The organism is Bacillota bacterium (assembly GCA_040757205.1).
Classification (GTDB): domain Bacteria; phylum Bacillota; class Desulfotomaculia; order Desulfotomaculales; family Desulforudaceae; genus Desulforudis.
Map to the genome: position 1 here is coordinate 150,561 of JBFLXL010000004.1, position 15,092 is coordinate 165,652.

Annotated in this window: 16 protein-coding genes and 4 tRNA genes; 2 read left to right on the forward strand and 18 right to left on the reverse strand. The window is 59.1% G+C overall.

Features of this window, described 5'->3' with window-relative positions; all coding sequences use genetic code 11:
- Window positions 1-52: 52 nt before the first annotated feature.
- The 10 genes from rpoB to AB1402_04975 form a co-directional block, all read right to left on the reverse strand.
- Window positions 53-3,592: a DNA-directed RNA polymerase subunit beta gene (gene rpoB / locus AB1402_04930; GenBank protein MEW6540945.1), complete on the reverse strand. Its 3,540-nt coding sequence runs from the start codon at window positions 3,590-3,592 to the stop codon at window positions 53-55.
- A gap of 265 nt (window positions 3,593-3,857) precedes the next feature.
- Complete coding sequence (gene rplL / locus AB1402_04935) at window positions 3,858-4,238, reverse strand: 50S ribosomal protein L7/L12 (protein MEW6540946.1); 381 nt, start codon at window positions 4,236-4,238, stop codon at window positions 3,858-3,860.
- 86 nt (window positions 4,239-4,324) lie between these two features.
- The gene (gene rplJ / locus AB1402_04940) at window positions 4,325-4,852 is read right to left on the reverse strand and encodes a 50S ribosomal protein L10 (GenBank protein ID MEW6540947.1); all 528 of its coding nucleotides are present in this window, start codon (window positions 4,850-4,852) and stop codon (window positions 4,325-4,327) included.
- Window positions 4,853-5,040: 188 nt separating this feature from the next.
- Window positions 5,041-5,736 (reverse strand): 50S ribosomal protein L1, encoded by a 696-nt coding sequence (gene rplA / locus AB1402_04945; GenBank protein ID MEW6540948.1) that lies wholly within the window; start codon window positions 5,734-5,736, stop codon window positions 5,041-5,043.
- Between the two features lie 50 nt (window positions 5,737-5,786).
- Entirely contained in the window at window positions 5,787-6,215 is a 429-nt protein-coding gene (gene rplK, locus AB1402_04950; GenBank protein ID MEW6540949.1) for a 50S ribosomal protein L11, read from the reverse strand.
- Window positions 6,216-6,273: 58 nt separating this feature from the next.
- Window positions 6,274-6,810, reverse strand: coding sequence for a transcription termination/antitermination protein NusG (gene nusG, locus AB1402_04955; protein MEW6540950.1), 537 nt, complete (start codon window positions 6,808-6,810; stop codon window positions 6,274-6,276).
- Between the two features lie 47 nt (window positions 6,811-6,857).
- Entirely contained in the window at window positions 6,858-7,223 is a 366-nt protein-coding gene (gene secE, locus AB1402_04960) for a preprotein translocase subunit SecE (protein ID MEW6540951.1), read from the reverse strand.
- Between the two features lie 24 nt (window positions 7,224-7,247).
- Entirely contained in the window at window positions 7,248-7,397 is a 150-nt protein-coding gene (gene rpmG, locus AB1402_04965) for a 50S ribosomal protein L33 (protein MEW6540952.1), read from the reverse strand.
- Between the two features lie 219 nt (window positions 7,398-7,616).
- Window positions 7,617-8,816 carry an elongation factor Tu gene (tuf, locus tag AB1402_04970; protein ID MEW6540953.1) on the reverse strand — a complete coding sequence of 400 codons (1,200 nt, stop codon included), beginning with the start codon at window positions 8,814-8,816 and terminating at the stop codon, window positions 7,617-7,619.
- 242 nt (window positions 8,817-9,058) lie between these two features.
- A complete protein-coding gene (locus tag AB1402_04975) occupies window positions 9,059-10,186 on the reverse strand; it encodes an ATP-binding protein (GenBank protein MEW6540954.1) in 1,128 nt (375 codons plus the stop codon).
- A 382-nt stretch (window positions 10,187-10,568) separates the two neighbouring features.
- Between AB1402_04975 and AB1402_04980 the strand changes: the two genes are divergently transcribed.
- Window positions 10,569-10,907 carry an ACT domain-containing protein gene (locus AB1402_04980; GenBank protein MEW6540955.1) on the forward strand — a complete coding sequence of 113 codons (339 nt, stop codon included), beginning with the start codon at window positions 10,569-10,571 and terminating at the stop codon, window positions 10,905-10,907.
- A gap of 318 nt (window positions 10,908-11,225) precedes the next feature.
- Here AB1402_04980 and AB1402_04985 read toward each other — a convergent pair.
- From AB1402_04985 to AB1402_05000, 4 genes are all read right to left on the reverse strand, one after another.
- Window positions 11,226-11,302 (reverse strand) — tRNA-Met (locus tag AB1402_04985).
- A 7-nt stretch (window positions 11,303-11,309) separates the two neighbouring features.
- Window positions 11,310-11,385: transfer RNA gene (locus tag AB1402_04990), tRNA-Thr, on the reverse strand.
- Between the two features lie 14 nt (window positions 11,386-11,399).
- Window positions 11,400-11,475 (reverse strand) — tRNA-Met (locus AB1402_04995).
- A 93-nt stretch (window positions 11,476-11,568) separates the two neighbouring features.
- Window positions 11,569-11,643: transfer RNA gene (locus tag AB1402_05000), tRNA-Thr, on the reverse strand.
- Between the two features lie 207 nt (window positions 11,644-11,850).
- Here AB1402_05000 and AB1402_05005 point away from each other — a divergent pair.
- The gene (locus AB1402_05005) at window positions 11,851-12,390 is read left to right on the forward strand and encodes a peptidylprolyl isomerase (GenBank protein ID MEW6540956.1); all 540 of its coding nucleotides are present in this window, start codon (window positions 11,851-11,853) and stop codon (window positions 12,388-12,390) included.
- A gap of 288 nt (window positions 12,391-12,678) precedes the next feature.
- Here AB1402_05005 and sigH read toward each other — a convergent pair whose 3' ends face one another.
- From sigH to AB1402_05025, 4 genes are all read right to left on the reverse strand, one after another.
- Entirely contained in the window at window positions 12,679-13,329 is a 651-nt protein-coding gene (gene sigH / locus AB1402_05010) for an RNA polymerase sporulation sigma factor SigH (GenBank protein MEW6540957.1), read from the reverse strand.
- 104 nt (window positions 13,330-13,433) lie between these two features.
- A complete protein-coding gene (locus AB1402_05015) occupies window positions 13,434-13,946 on the reverse strand; it encodes an NYN domain-containing protein (protein MEW6540958.1) in 513 nt (170 codons plus the stop codon).
- Window positions 13,943-14,701, reverse strand: coding sequence for a 23S rRNA (guanosine(2251)-2'-O)-methyltransferase RlmB (rlmB, locus tag AB1402_05020; protein MEW6540959.1), 759 nt, complete (start codon window positions 14,699-14,701; stop codon window positions 13,943-13,945). Before rlmB ends, AB1402_05015 begins: the two co-directional genes overlap by 4 nt.
- Before the next feature lie 34 nt (window positions 14,702-14,735).
- Complete coding sequence (locus AB1402_05025; protein MEW6540960.1) at window positions 14,736-15,056, reverse strand: cupin domain-containing protein; 321 nt, start codon at window positions 15,054-15,056, stop codon at window positions 14,736-14,738.
- Between the last annotated feature and the right edge of the window lie 36 nt (window positions 15,057-15,092).

The following is a 15,092-nucleotide window of genomic DNA, read 5'->3' on the forward strand; positions in this document are numbered from 1 at the left end:
GGTGAGGGGTATTTTCATCCTTGCGGTGGTGCCGCTAGAGCGGCATGATTGTCTACTCCCCTTCCTCTTCTCCCTCGGTGTCTTCAAAACCGCCGCCGATTTCATCGTCCTCTTCGTCTTCTTCCTCACCGATCACCAACGGGAACAATCCGCGCAGGGGCTTTTCGAGTTCCTCTTCGTCATCCTCATCACCCTCGTCGGCCGGTACAACACCCGTGTCGTGCAAAAGACCTTCCCCGCCCTGGAGATCACCCTCTTCTTCACCCACCACCGCCTTGGTCCTCCGCTCCGGCATCCGGATGTCGAGCCCCAGTTCCTTGCCGGTTTCGGTCACGTCCTCATCAAGCTCCTTGATTTCGATCTCGGTATTCTCCTCGGTCAGGACCTTTACGTCCAGACCCAGGCTCTGCAGTTCCTTGACCAGCACCTTGAAGGACTCGGGCACTCCGGGTTCGGGAACGTTTTCGCCTTTTACGATGGCCTCGTATGTTTTCACCCGGCCGACCACGTCGTCCGACTTCACCGTCAGGATTTCCTGCAGGGTGTAGGCGGCGCCGTAAGCCTCCAGCGCCCAAACCTCCATTTCCCCGAAGCGCTGTCCCCCGAACTGGGCCTTCCCGCCCAGCGGCTGTTGAGTCACCAGGGAATACGGCCCGGTGGAACGGGCGTGAATCTTGTCATCGACCAGGTGGGCCAATTTGAGCATATACAGGTAACCAACGGTCACCGGATTGTCGAATTCCTTACCGGTCCGCCCGTCACGCAGCCACACCTTGCCGTCCACCGGCAGGCCGGACTTTTCCAAAGTCTTGACGATTTCGGCCTCACTGGCGCCGCTGAACACCGGGGTGGCGATGGTATAGCCCAGGATCTTGGCCGCCCACCCCAGGTGGGACTCGAACACTTGGCCGATGTTCATCCGGGACGGTACCCCCAGGGGATTCAACACCACCTCGATCGGGGTGCCGTCCGGCATAAACGGCATGTCTTCCTCGGGCATGATCCGGGCGATGACTCCCTTGTTCCCGTGACGGCCGGCCATCTTGTCGCCTTCGGAGAGTTTCCGTTTTTGGGCGACGTACACACGCACCAGCCGGTTTACTCCCGGGGGCAGCTCGTCGCCGTTTTCCCGGGAGAACACTTTTACGTCGACCACTTTACCCGATTCGCCGTGCGGCACCCGCAACGAGGTGTCCCGAACCTCGCGGGCCTTCTCCCCGAAGATCGCCCGGAGCAGCCGTTCCTCGGCGGTAAGCTCGGTTTCACCTTTGGGCGTCACCTTGCCGACCAGGATGTCGCCGGACCGGACCTCGGCCCCGATCCGAATTACGCCCCGGTCGTCCAGGTCTTTCAAAGCCTCGTCCCCAACGTTTGGAATGTCCCGGGTGATCTCCTCCGGACCCAGTTTGGTGTCCCGGGCGTCGCACTCGTACTCCTCGATGTGGATCGAGGTGTAGAAGTCTTCCTTAACAAGCTTTTCACTCACCAGAATCGCGTCTTCGTAGTTGTAACCTTCCCAGGGCATGAACGCGGTCAGGACGTTCCGGCCCAGCGCCAGTTCGCCGTGGTCGGTGCACGGACCGTCCGCGATCACCTGCCCGTCGGCGATTCTTTCGCCCCGGGAGACGATCGGGCGCTGGTTGAAACAGGTGCCCTGGTTGGACCGTCCGAATTTGGCCAGGCGGTAGTGACCCACCGCCCCGGAAGCGGTACGGATCTTGATCTCGGTGGAAGTCACCCGCTCTACGACCCCGCCCGCCTCAGCGATCACCAGTACTCCGGAGTCATAGGCCGCCTTTTCTTCGATGCCGGTGCCGATGTAGGGCGCCTCGGAAATCAAAAGCGGTACGGCCTGGCGCTGCATGTTGGCCCCCATCAGGGCCCGGTTGGCATCGTCATGCTCCAGGAAGGGGATCAGGGACGTCGCGACCGAAAACACCTGTTTGGGTGACACGTCCACGTAGTCGACCCGGTCGGCGTCGACCACCATGATCTCACCTCGGTAGCGGCAGTCCACCCGGTTCGCCACGAAGCGTCCGTCCTCATCCAACTCGGCGTTCGCCTGGGCGATCACGTATTCTTCTTCTTCGTCAGCGGTCAAATATACGATCTCTTCAGTGACCCGCCGGCTTTCTTTGTTCACCTTCTGGTACGGGGTTTCCACAAACCCGAACTCGTTCACCCGCGCGTAGGTGGTCAACGACCCAATGAGACCGATGTTCGGACCTTCCGGAGTCTCGATGGGACACACCCGGCCGTAATGGGAGTGGTGCACGTCCCGCACCTCGAACCCGGCCCGCTCCCGCGAGAGGCCTCCCGGACCCAGGGCCGAGAGCCGGCGCTTGTGGGTCAGTTCGGCCAGCGGGTTGGTCTGGTCCATGAACTGGGACAACTGGCTCGAACCGAAGAACTCCTTGATCGACGCCACCACGGGGCGGATGTTGATCAGGGCCTGCGGGGTGATCACCTCGACGTCCTGAATGGTCATGCGCTCCCGCACCACCCGTTCCATCCGCGCCAGGCCGATCCGGAACTGGTTCTGCAAAAGCTCGCCCACCGACCGCAGCCGGCGGTTGCCCAGGTGGTCGATGTCGTCGGCCCGGCCCTCGCCCTGCACCAGCCGGATCAGGTAGCGGATGGTCGCCAGGATGTCGTCGCGGGTGAGTTCACGGATGAACTTGCGCTCCACCGGCACTTCCCGCTTCAGGTGGGGGTCGAATTCGGTCCGGCCGCTCTGCTCCCGGTCGAAACGGTAGAGCACCCCGTGCTTCAACTTCTTAAACAGCTTGTAGCGCCCGACGTCCGCCAGGTCGTACCGCTTCGGGTCGAAGAAAAGGGTTTCCAGCAGGGAACGGGCGCTGTCGGCGGTCGGCGGTTCCCCCGGCCGCAAGCGCTTGTAGATTTCAATGAGGGCGTCTTCCTCACTGTCCGTGTTGTCCTTGGTGAGGGTTTCCTGAATGCTCTTGTGCTGGTCGAAAAGGTCCAGGATGCGCGCTTTGCTCCCGAAGCCCAGGGCTTTGATCAGCACCGTGGCCGGAATCTTCCGGGTCCGGTCGACCCGCACCCAGATCTGGTCCTGGATGTCGGTCTCGAACTCCAGCCACGCCCCCCGGTTCGGAATGACAGTGGCACTGTAAATCTGTTTGCCGCTGGGATCGGGTTGGATGTCGAAGTACACCCCGGGCGAGCGAACCAATTGACTGACAATGACTCTCTCGGCCCCGTTAATAATGAAGGTTCCCTTGTCGGTCATCAACGGGAAGTCGCCCATAAACACGTCTTGTTCCTTGACCTCGCCGGTCTCCCGGTTGATCAGGCGGACCTTGAGGCGCATCGAGGCGGCATAGGTGACGTCGCGGTCCTTGCATTCGGAAACGGTGTACTTGGGCTCCCCCAACTGGTAGTCCAGGAATTCCAGCACCAGGTTACCGGTGAAATCCTGGATCGGGGAGATGTCGTGGAAAACCTCGCGCAGGCCCTTGTCCAAAAACCAGTCGTAAGAACGCTTCTGAACCTCTACCAGGTCGGGAAGATCGAGGACCTCTCGGAGTTCACCAAAAAGACGGCGCTCCCTGGGCTTGACGGCGGGCATACCTCAACCCCCTGAAAAATAAAATACGAAAAGCAAGGTTTTAGTGCACCTCGCTTTATACTTGAAAAACCTATCTGGATAGTATTGCCGCTAATTTGGCGGATGATACTTGTGATCAGATGCAACGACTTTTAATTTTATCACGGGATTAAAATGGTGTCAAGAAACAATTTGTCTGGCAAATGATGGTACAATGTACATAAAACGGGAACCGGAGCCCCAATCCGTCCGGAAGGGGGCTCCGGGCCGCGTGACTCCGGTTTGCCTACTTGATTTCGATGTCGGCGCCGACCTCTTCCAGCTTCTTCTTGATGGTTTCGGCTTCTTCCTTGTTGACCTTTTCCTTAACGGGATTCGGCGCGCCGTCGACCAGTTCCTTGGCCTCCTTCAGGCCTAAACCGGTGATTTCCCGGACCACCTTGATGACCTTGATCTTTTCGTTGCCCACGTTCTTGAGGATGACGTCGAACTCGGTCTGCTCCTCTTCCTCGACCACCGGCGCCGCCGCAGCCGGAACCGCCGCCATCGCCGCCACGGGGGCCGCCGCACTCACGCCGAACTCCTCTTCCATCGCCTTGACCAGTTCGGCCAGTTCCAGAACGGTAAGCCCCTTCACGATTTCGATGATTTCGTTGACTTTGGACATGTGAGTTTATCCTCCTAAAAATCAGATTTGATGACCCGGCCACCGGGCGCCAGGCTGTTGCGGGAACGATTCTTTCCGCTCACGCGCTAGGCCTGTGCGGCCTTCTTTTCCCTGACGGCCTCGAGCACGTAGACCAGGTTCCGGATGTTCCCCTGCAACACGTTGGCCAAAGCGGCGATCGGCGCTTGGAAGGCGCCGGCCACCTGGCCCAGAAGCACCGGCCGGGGAGGCAGGTCGGCCAGCTTCAGGACACTCTCGCGCGGCAACAACCGGCCCTGCATTACGCCGCCCTTGAGGTCGAACTGCTTGTAATCCTTCTCGAACTGAACCATCATCTTGCTTAAAGCAATCTCGTCGTCGTAGCCGAAAGCCAATGCGGTGGGGCCGGTGAGCATGGGCTCCATTTCCTCGATGCCGGCCTCGCGTGCCGCCAGGCGAGCCAAAGTGTTTTTGACCACCATCATCTGTGACCCGGTTTCGCGCACCTTGCGCCGGAGCGCGGTGATTTCGGCCACCGTCATTCCCCGGTAGTCACTCATTACGATCACCCGGGCCCGGGACATCCGTTCTTTCAAGTCGGCCACGGTTGCAACCTTGTCTTTCTTTTGCGGCAAATGATACACCTCCTCCTGAAAATATAAAGGCCCCTGCAGACAACGGCGTACAGAGGCGAACAAGCCCTGTTTCCGGCCTCGGTTGGCGGTCCCGGAGGACCATTAAGCCCTTGATGGTGGTCGGGCGCCTACTGTCTACAGCCAACGGGAGCAAAACTCCGGTTCTTAAATTGTCAAGGACTTGGGGCCTAGCCGATGAACTTCCGGACGTTGACCCTGACTCCCGTACCCATGGTCGAGGTGACCACGAGCCCGCGCAGGTACTGGCCCTTCGCCGCCGCCGGCTTGGCCCGGATCAGCGCGTCGATCAGAGTCTTTAAGTTTTCCTCCAGCTTCTCCACCTCGAAGGACACCTTGCCGATCGGCGCGTGAACGTTCCCGGCCTTGTCCACCCGGTACTGGATCTTCCCGGCCTTCACTTCCGCTACCGCCCGGGCGATGTCAAAGGTGACCGTACCCGTTTTCGGGTTGGGCATCAGGCCGCGGGGACCAAGAATCCGGCCGATCTTGCCCACGGCCGACATCATGTCCGGGGTGGCGATGGTCACGTCGAACTCCATCCAACCGCCCTGGATCTTGGCCACCATCTCCTCGCCGCCCACGTAGTCGGCACCGGCCTTTTCGGCCTCCGTGACTTTCTCGCCCTTGGCGAACACCAGCACGGAGCGGGTCTTGCCCGTGCCGTGCGGCAACACCACCGCGCCGCGCACTTGCTGGTCGGCGTGCCGGGGGTCCACTCCCAGCCTGACGGCCGCCTCGACGGTTTCGTCGAACTTGGCCGGGGCCAGTTCCTTTACCAGTTCCAGCGCCTCCCGGACCTCGTAGTGCTTTTCGGAATCAACCTGTTTTGCCGCTTCGACGTATTTTTTCCCGTGTTTCGGCAACCTCGCCAACCTCCTCCTGTGGTGATAACGGAGTGTCTACACTCCTCCCACTAGCCTTCCACGATTTCAATGCCCATACTTCTGGCTGTACCTTCAACCATACGCACCGCGGCGTCAACGTCAGCCGCATTCAGGTCCGGCATTTTCAGCTCGGCGATTTCCCGCACCTTCGTGCGAGTGACCTTGCCGACCTTCTTGACGTGCGGTTGTCCGGAAGCAGTCTCGATGCCGGCCGCTTTTTTGAGCAGTACCGAAGCCGGCGGCGTTTTGGTCACGAAACTGAACGTCCGGTCGGCGTAAATGGTGATTTCCACCGGAATAATCAGGCCGACCTGGCCGGCCGTCCGGTCGTTGTACTCCTTCACAAAGGCCATAATATTGACCCCGTGCTGCCCGAGGGCCGGACCCACCGGGGGTGCCGGCGTGGCCTTGCCGGCCGGGATCTGCAATTTTACCATCGCCATTACCTTTTTCGCCATCGCGTCACCTCCTCGCTGTCCCGGGATGGGTCAAAACTTACCGCCAGGCGACCTTTCGCTAGGTGACCTTTTCAATCTGGAAGTATTCGAGCTCGATGGGGGTTTCCCGCCCGAACATCGAAATCATCACCCGGATCTTGGCCTTCTCGTAGTTGACGTCATCCACCGTGCCCATGAAGTTCTCGAACGGCCCGACCATCACGCGCACCTTTTCCCCGGGCACCAGGTCGATGCGGATGCGCGGTTGGTCGCCTTCCATCTGGCTGATGATCTGGTCCGCTTCGGCGTCGGTCAGGGGAATGGGTTTCGAGCCGATCCCGACACTGCCCACAAAACCGGTGACTCCGGGAGTGTTGCGCACTACGCGGTAGGAGTCGTCGTTCAAAATCATCTCAACCATGACGTAGCCGGGGAAAATCTTGCGCTTGGAAATCTTGCGCTTGCCGCCCTTGACTTCGATTTCGTCCTCCACGGGCACCACGATGCGGAAGATCTTGTCTTCCATGCTCATCGACTCGATCCGCTTTTCCAGGTTGGCCTTCACCTTGTTTTCATAACCGGAATAGGTATGGACCACAAACCACTGCTTGCTCACGGAAATGAGGACCGGGTTATAGACCCCTTGGTCCTCCACCCCCCAGCCTATGTAATCAGCCGGCCTAGAATCTGGCTCAAGATGAGATCGAAAATCCACAGGAGCACGCCGACCAGAAGCACGGCCACCAGCACCACGCCCGTGTAGATGATCACCTCGCGGCGGGTGGGCCAGTGCACCTTCTTCAGCTCGTGCCACACGCCTTCGAAATAGCGCCGACTGGCCTTGACCAGACCCTCGCGCGGTTTCTTCTTTACGGCGGGCGCTTCTTTCTTGGAGTCTTTCTTCTGGTCTTTCTTCGGGTCTTTCCGGGGGTCCCTCTTCAGCTTGAGTTCTTTCTTGGGCCCGCCCTTCGTCCCGTCGTTCTCCGCCTTGCCTGCCGGTTTGCCCTCCCGCTTTCTACTCTCCGCCATTGTTACATCCCTAGCTTCCCTAGCTTATTTGGTCTCTTTGTGCAACGTGTGCGACCCGCACCAGCGGCAGTATTTTTTCATCTCAATACGGTTGGGGTCGCTTTTCTTGTTCTTGGTGGTAATGTAGTTCCTGCGCTTACATTCCGTACATGCCAGCGTAACATTCACCCGCACCGGAAAACACCTCCCAAAACTAAAAAAAGACCAGTCCCGGCAAAATTTACGATCTTGAATGTATCACAACTGCCAGGGGATGTCAAGGCATAAAAGGTGGGGCAAAAAGGTAGGACGCTGCTCGCCCCTTTTTTCCCAACTTTATCTTCAAAGCCCGGGTCAACTTTACTCGTACAGATGGGGCCCTTGATCAGGCCCCCACCCGTTCGGCCTTCTTCCTTACTTGGTCCCCGTGACCACGCCGGCGCCCACCGTGCGGCCGCCCTCGCGGATGGCGAACCGCAATCCTTCTTCGATGGCGATCGGGGTGATCAGGCTGACGTCCATCTGCAGGTTGTCCCCGGGCATCACCATCTCCACGCCGTCCGGCAACTGGATCACGCCGGTCACGTCGGTGGTCCGGAAGTAAAACTGCGGACGGTACCCGTTGAAGAACGGGGTATGCCGGCCACCTTCTTCTTTGCTCAACACGTACACGTTGGCCACAAATTCGGTCAACGGCTTGATGGAACCCGGCTTCGCCAATACCTGGCCCCGCTCGAGCTCGGTGCGGTCCACGCCCCGCAAGAGGCACCCGACGTTGTCCCCGGCCTGAGCGTAGTCCAGAATCTTGCGGAACATCTCCACTCCGGTGACCACGGTTTTGCGCGGCTTGGCCGCAAAGCCGACGATCTCGACCTCGTCCCCGGTCTTTACGGTGCCCCGCTCCACCCGGCCGGTCCCCACCGTGCCGCGGCCGGTGATGGAAAACACGTCCTCGACCGGCATCAGGAAGGGCTTGTCGATGTCGCGCTCGGGCGTCGGAATGTAGTCGTCGACGGCGTCCATAAGCTCCCAGATGGATTTGCAGTGCGGGCACTCCCGGTTGCCGCAGCCGCACTCCAGGGCTTTTAAGCCCGAACCGGTGACGATCGGGGTGTCGTCCCCGGGGAATTCGTAGTTCGATAACAGCTCGCGTACTTCCATCTCGACCAGCTCAAGCAGCTCGGGGTCGTCGACCATGTCGGCCTTGTTCAGGTAAACCACGATGGAGGGCACGGCCACCTGGCGCGCCAAGAGGATGTGCTCCCGGGTCTGGGGCATGGGCCCGTCGGCGGCGGAGACCACCAGGATCGCCCCGTCCATCTGGGCCGCGCCGGTGATCATGTTCTTGATGTAGTCGGCGTGCCCCGGGCAGTCCACGTGCGCGTAATGCCGCTTCCCGGTCTCGTACTCGACGTGCGCGGTGTTGATGGTGATGCCGCGCGCCTTTTCCTCCGGCGCCGCGTCGATGTCGTCGTATTTTTTGTACTCGGCCTGGCCGATCTTCGACAAAACCAGCGTGATCGCCGCCGTCAGCGTGGTCTTGCCATGGTCCACGTGGCCGATCGTGCCGACGTTTACGTGCGGCTTGGTACGCACAAACTTGGGTTTCGCCATAAACCCGACCTCCTTGACAGTCATGAATTGGCTGTTACATATTTGTCCAGAGTCAAGGTATATTTATTCGCTAATCAAACGTGAACTCCTGCCGAATGTCACAAAAATCCATATCACTGAAGGCACCGCCGCCACCTACGGAACCGACTAGTCAGGAACACAGCCACATAACCACATTGCAACCCTTACCGACAGCTTTTCCGTTCACCCGTAAACCGCGATGAACCCGCCGGCTGATCAGGTCAACACGTGAATGTTCGCCTGACGAAATCCTTGAACATCGGTTCAACAAACCGATACCGAGCCCTTGTTACTCTTTCGATAATGCCCTTCTCCTCCAATTTCTTGATTGACCGAGTTACAGCATTCGCTTGCGGCTTGTCCTTGTACGGCTGCTGGTCGGCAGCAAGCTTACAAATCACGTCGCGCATCTGAGCAGAGCGGCCGAGTCCGGCCAAGATCTCGGTAAACGCTGGTTCGAGAATGGCCTGCGCCTGGTCATAAGCTTGCTGCAAGACGGGCAGCGTCAGTACGTCGCGCCCGTTCAGAGCCACAAGCTGGTATGCTTCGTTGCACAACAGCATCGTATCGTATGGATGGCCGCCCGTAAGTTCCAAGAGTTCCCTAAGAATGCTGGCGTCCGCCTGCACCTTGCGGCTGGCAAATTTCTTTTGAATGTAGGGAAGCCAAGAATCCTGCGGGACGGATGGCACCGGCAGAGGGACGGCGAAACGGTAAAAAGCCTCCCGGCGTGAAGAAAACAGTGTCTTCATCATGCTTTCCTTTGACCCCAGGTACAGAAAACTAACCCGGGGTTGTTCCTGAAAAGCAGCTCTCATTCGTTTGAAAATGCGGTTGCCGGCCACGACGGATACGTCCTGAAATTCGTCGAACGAGACTATCACCCGTTTATTGTCTTTTTCAGCCAGTTTTTGCGGGAACTCCAGGGCTTGGTCGAGCAGCTCATCCGGACTCGCCTTTCGACTGACAAAAAGGCTGACTTCCATCTCCAAGTCCTGCAATTTCAAGCTCACCGGAATTGGACCAAACTGCCGCAATTTCTCCCGGATGGCCGCCAGCGTTTTCGGTAAGCCGGTACGGTTGGCCAAACACCCTTCCATAATCTTTTCTGCCAGGTGCTCTTTATCCCGGATCGCAAAACAGTCAATCCAGACAGTGTAATAACCTTTTTCTTTTAGGCGCCGCAGCGCTTCCTTGGTAAGGGAAGTCTTCCCGATTCTGCGGGGGCCCGCCAGCATGATGCTGTTCCCTTCTTCCAGCCTGGACACAAGCGCATCAACAAAAGGCAGTCTTCCGATCAAGTCCTCTTCCGGTACCGGATGCCCCAGCGGAAAAAGCTTATTACTCAAAGCCCCTCAACCTCATAACACTTATTTAGTATTATTATACTCCATAAAGTGTTGTTATGACACCACCTAAAACTGTATGATTCTTGCCTGCACTGCGGCAAAGAAATACAGTACATATGGAAAGCATTGAGACAGCCGTGGGCGGTGATCCGGCAGTAATGGTTTGGGGGCAGGCAGGCGTTCCGTCCGTAATGTCGAAAAGGACGATAAGGGGTGCTGCACCCCCGGCTCTTGCTGCGCCCCGGAAAAGGCAGATGCATGCGTAAGATGCGTAATCATAAAACCCCGGGCTGTCGGCCCGGGGTTTTAGAAAAAAGTGGGTGTTTTTTTAGTGTTTGAGGGAGTATCCCTGAAACTGGTTTTGCTGGAGGGCCACTATGTGGTGTGCCGTTTGGGAGCTGGCGCTATAGTACCGCCGCCAGGTCTGGATGAAGAAGAACTGTATTCAGTAACTATGGCTCCCGGGGAAACATCCGTAGTCTGCCTTTCCAGGCGGGTACCACCCTGCGTTGCGGTTGAGGACGGCTGGCGGCTCCTTAGGGTAGATGGCAAATTAGACTTTGCCCTGACGGGCATTCTGGCCTCTCTGGCCGTGCCGCTGGCGGAGAAGGGAATTAGTGCGTTCGCACTATCCACTTTTGATACGGACTACCTGCTGGTAAAGGATAGCTCTCTTGGTGACGCTCTGATAGCCTGGCGCCAGGCAGGACATACCATATAAGAATATACCGGGGGATCCAAGCTATGATTGAAAGAAGATTTGACATGCTTTTATGTCAGATTTGGCGCTCCGTGTCTACCAATTCGACACATGGCCAAAATTTCGGCAAAGAATGCCGGATTCCTGCACAGCTCTAGCAGGAAGGGGAACTTGGAAAACCCTCTCCATTATGTTGAGCCGATTAAGAACACAAGATTCAGAAGCGCTTGGAGCGGTTGGGTATGCTTCTTGATACCAGTGTTTTGATCGATCACCTGGCCAAGGTTGGCCAAGTTATGCTTCAAAAAACAAAACCAGCCTTGTCGGCTGGCTGTACACTGGTAGCGGAGGAGGGACTTGAACCCCCGACGCAGCGGGTATGAACCGCTTGCTCTACCAACCTGAGCTACTCCGCCTTGCATATGGAGCCCATAGGCGGGATCGAACCGCCGACCTTATCCTTACCAAGGATACGCTCTGCCTACTGAGCTATATGGGCCCATCTTTCAATATTGGTTGCGGGGGCAGGATTTGAACCTGCGACCTTCGGGTTATGAGCCCGACGAGCTACCGGCTGCTCCACCCCGCTAAGTCAACGCATTAATTATATCACAAACCGGTATCCTTTACAAGGATATTCGCGCCCAGCCGCCCGGCCCCGGTGCGCCCGGTACATCTTGCCTGGAGCCGGCGAAGGGATTCGAACCCCCGGCCAGCTGATTACAAATCAGCTGCTCTGCCACTGAGCTACGCCGGCCTAAAAACGCGGGACGGGGCCGGTCACAGCGGCCGGCACCGTCCGTGTTGCCTACAAGCGCACTCCTATGGTAGCAAAAAGGAGCCGCAGCTGTCAACTCCAAAAACGAGGCTGTCTCGACTATCTCACTCCAAAGGCAGGACTCCGACGTTTCAATGGGGAAGTATTTAAATTTAAATATCGCGAAGTGAGGGGGTCTGTAATCAGTTGAAACTTCTTTGCCTTGACCGGACCAAAAGAGTCGCCGTGTTGCCGGTGCTGGCGCTGTTCACCTTCGCCTTGCTCGCGACCGCCGGCTGCGGGGGAGCGCCGCCGCAGCCGGCCGCGCCGCAGGCCGTGATCGAAACCGAACGGGGACAAATCGTGATCGAGCTTTACGCGTCGGACGCCCCGGAGACCGTGGCTAATTTTAAGTCGTTGGTGGAACAGGGCTTTTACGATTCCCTGACCTTCCACCGGGTCGATCCGGGCTTCGTGGTCCAGGGCGGAGATCCGAACGGGGATGGCACCGGCGGGCCGGGATACGCCATCCGGGATGAGGACAGCAAGCGCAAACATCTGCGCGGGTCGGTCGGCATGGCCAAGAGCGGGCCGCATACGGCAGGCAGCCAGTTTTACATCTGCCTCAGCGACCAGCCCGGCCTCGACGGACGGTACACCGTTTTCGGGCAGGTGGTCAAGGGAATGGAAGTTGTGGACGCCCTCCAGATCGGCGACCGCATGCTCAAGGTGCATATGGAAGAGTGACGCGGGGACAATGCCGGGAGTGCGGGGACAATGCCCCGGTACGCACACGATCCCCGTCCGGCACACCAAACCAGCACCTTAATAACCTGGGTACAGTGGGTCAGCCACGAAATCAACGTATGTAATGCGGGAGTTGTCCATCGAAGCCGACGGTGCAGTAATCCCCGTTGGTGATCACGTTAATATCAAGATGCCTAATGGGATGATTATCACCATTCCGGGAAAGGGTGAACTCAAGGCGGGCTTGCTGTTGGCGGCGCGCGCTTTTGTTTCCAACTGGTCAACGGGCTAGATTTCGCGCCTTTCCAGGTATTTCTCCAGTTTGCGCTTCACCCGCTGCAGGGCGTTGTCAATCGACTTTACGTGCCGGTCCAAATCCTCGGCGATCTCCTGGTAGGACTTGCCCTCCAGGTAGGACATCAGCACCTTCCATTCCAACGAACTAAGCAGTTCGCCGATTTTTTCCTCGATATCGTCGAATTCTTCGCGGCTGATGACCAGTTCTTCGGGGTCGGTGATTTTGGAGCCGGAGATGACGTCCAGGAGGGTGCGGTCCGAGTCTTCGTCGTAGATGGGCTTGTTCAGGGATACGTAGGAATTGAGGGGGATGTGTTTTTGCCTGGTCGCCGTTTTGATCGCCGTAATGATCTGCCTGGTGATACACAGTTCGGCAAACGCCCGGAACGAGGAGAGTTTGTCCAGGCGGAAATCGCGAATCGCTTTGTATAGACCGATCATGCCCTCCTGGATGATGTCCTCCCGGTCGGCCCCGATCAGGAAATAGGACCGGGCCTTGGCGCGCACAAAATGGCGGTATTTGTTGATAAGGAATTCCAGGGCTTCACCGTCGCCTTCCCGGGCATGTTCAACAATCTTTTCGTCTTCAAGAGCATGATAAATCTGGAGCTGGGCAGTCTCGAATTGGGGGTTGAGGCTCAAAAACTATCGCCTCCGTGTAAGGGTGTAAAAAGGGAAAGGCACTTACGTAATGAATTATACTTAAAGGCATGACGAGAGTCAAGCCTAACCTGTCCGTACCCCGCCTACCCGTGCGGCTTTTTGCGGCGCCAGGCCTCCAAGGCCGCCCTGGTTCGCTCTTCCAGGCGATTTTCCAAATAGCTGTCGGCCGGCTTGTCCCGGTGGTGGATAAACGACTCCCGCGACAACCGCCGTACCTTTTCCCAGAATTCCCCCGGCGGCACCCGGTAGGCTCCCAGGCCCAGGACCACCCGCTGTTCGACGTAGTCGGCCGTAACCACGAACACCGGCGCCGGCCACCCGGACAGTCTTCCCACCAGGCGCTCGATCACCGTATCAGCCGTCTCTCCTCCGGACGTGTAGATCACCTCCACCGGCCCGTGCCTCTCGGTGCGCGCCACTCCTCCCGGAACGGAGTGGGCGTCGAACACCACGGTCACCCGTTGACCGGCCAGCGCCGCGAAGTTGACCAGGGTGTCGATCAGGCGGGCGCGCGCGTGTTCCAGGTCGTTCAGGTCTTTAAGCTCCGGGGAGTTGAAGATCACGTTGTAGCCGTCCACCACCAGATGGTCCTTCATCGTGACCCGCCGGCCCTCCTCTGCCGGACGGCCTCGTAGATCAGCAGGGCGGCCGCCACCGAGGCGTTGAGGGAGCCGACGCGGCCCGACATCGGGATCCGGACCAGCGAGTCGCACTCGGCATGCACCGCCCGGCCCAAACCGGCCGACTCGCCCCCGATCACCAGGGCCAGCGGCCCCCCCAGGTCGGCGTCCCAGTAGGAAACCGGGGCCTCCGGGTCGGCCCCCACCACCCAAAGACCCTTCTGTTTGAACTCCCGGAGAGTGAGCGCGATGTTGGTGACCCGGGCGACCGGCAGGTACTCGACCGCCCCGGCCGCGGTTTTGGCCGCCGCAGGGGTGAGCGGGGCCGCCCGCCGGGACGGGACCACGGCGCCGTCCACACCGGCCGCCTCGGCGGTGCGGAGGATGGCCCCCAGGTTACGCGGGTCCTGGACCGCGTTTAAGACCACAAGGAGCGGGTTTTCCCCGGTCAGCAGCGCTTCCACCGCCACGAAGTCCTTGACGGAAACCGTGGCCGCCACGCCCTGGTGGGCCGCACCGCCGCCGGTCAGCTGGTCCAGCAGCGGGCGTTCCACGACCTGGACCGGAATCCCGGCCGGCCCGGCCAGCTCCCGCAGTTCCCGGAACAGCCGGGGATCGGCCCCCCGGGCCACCAGGACCTTGTGCAGGGTCCGCCCGCCGCGCAGGGCCTCCCGCACCGGGTTCCGGCCGTAGATGACCGTCTGTTTTTCGGAGTCACGAGAATCGCGCACCGCCGCCTCCTGGACAAGCCCGGTTACAGAATCATCAGGCCCGGATCATCGTCAAGAGCATCTTGAAACGTTCCACCGCCCGCAACGCGTGCGGGACGTTGGCGGGCATGATCACCAACTGCCCGGCCGAGGCCTCCAGGGCTTGACCGCCGATCATGAGCGCGGCCTTGCCGTCCAGGATCTGGACCACCGCGTCAAACGGGGCGGTGTGCTCGCTCAAGCCCTGTCCGGCGTCGAAAGCGAACAGGGTGAGGGTGCCCGTCTTCTTGTCCACCAGGGTCCGGCTCACGATCGAGCCTTCCGCGTATTCCACGAGGTCTTTGAGGTTTACCGCTTTGAACCCGCTCAAAACCAAACGCCTCCTCAATTCAAGAATGCACGGCCAGTCCGG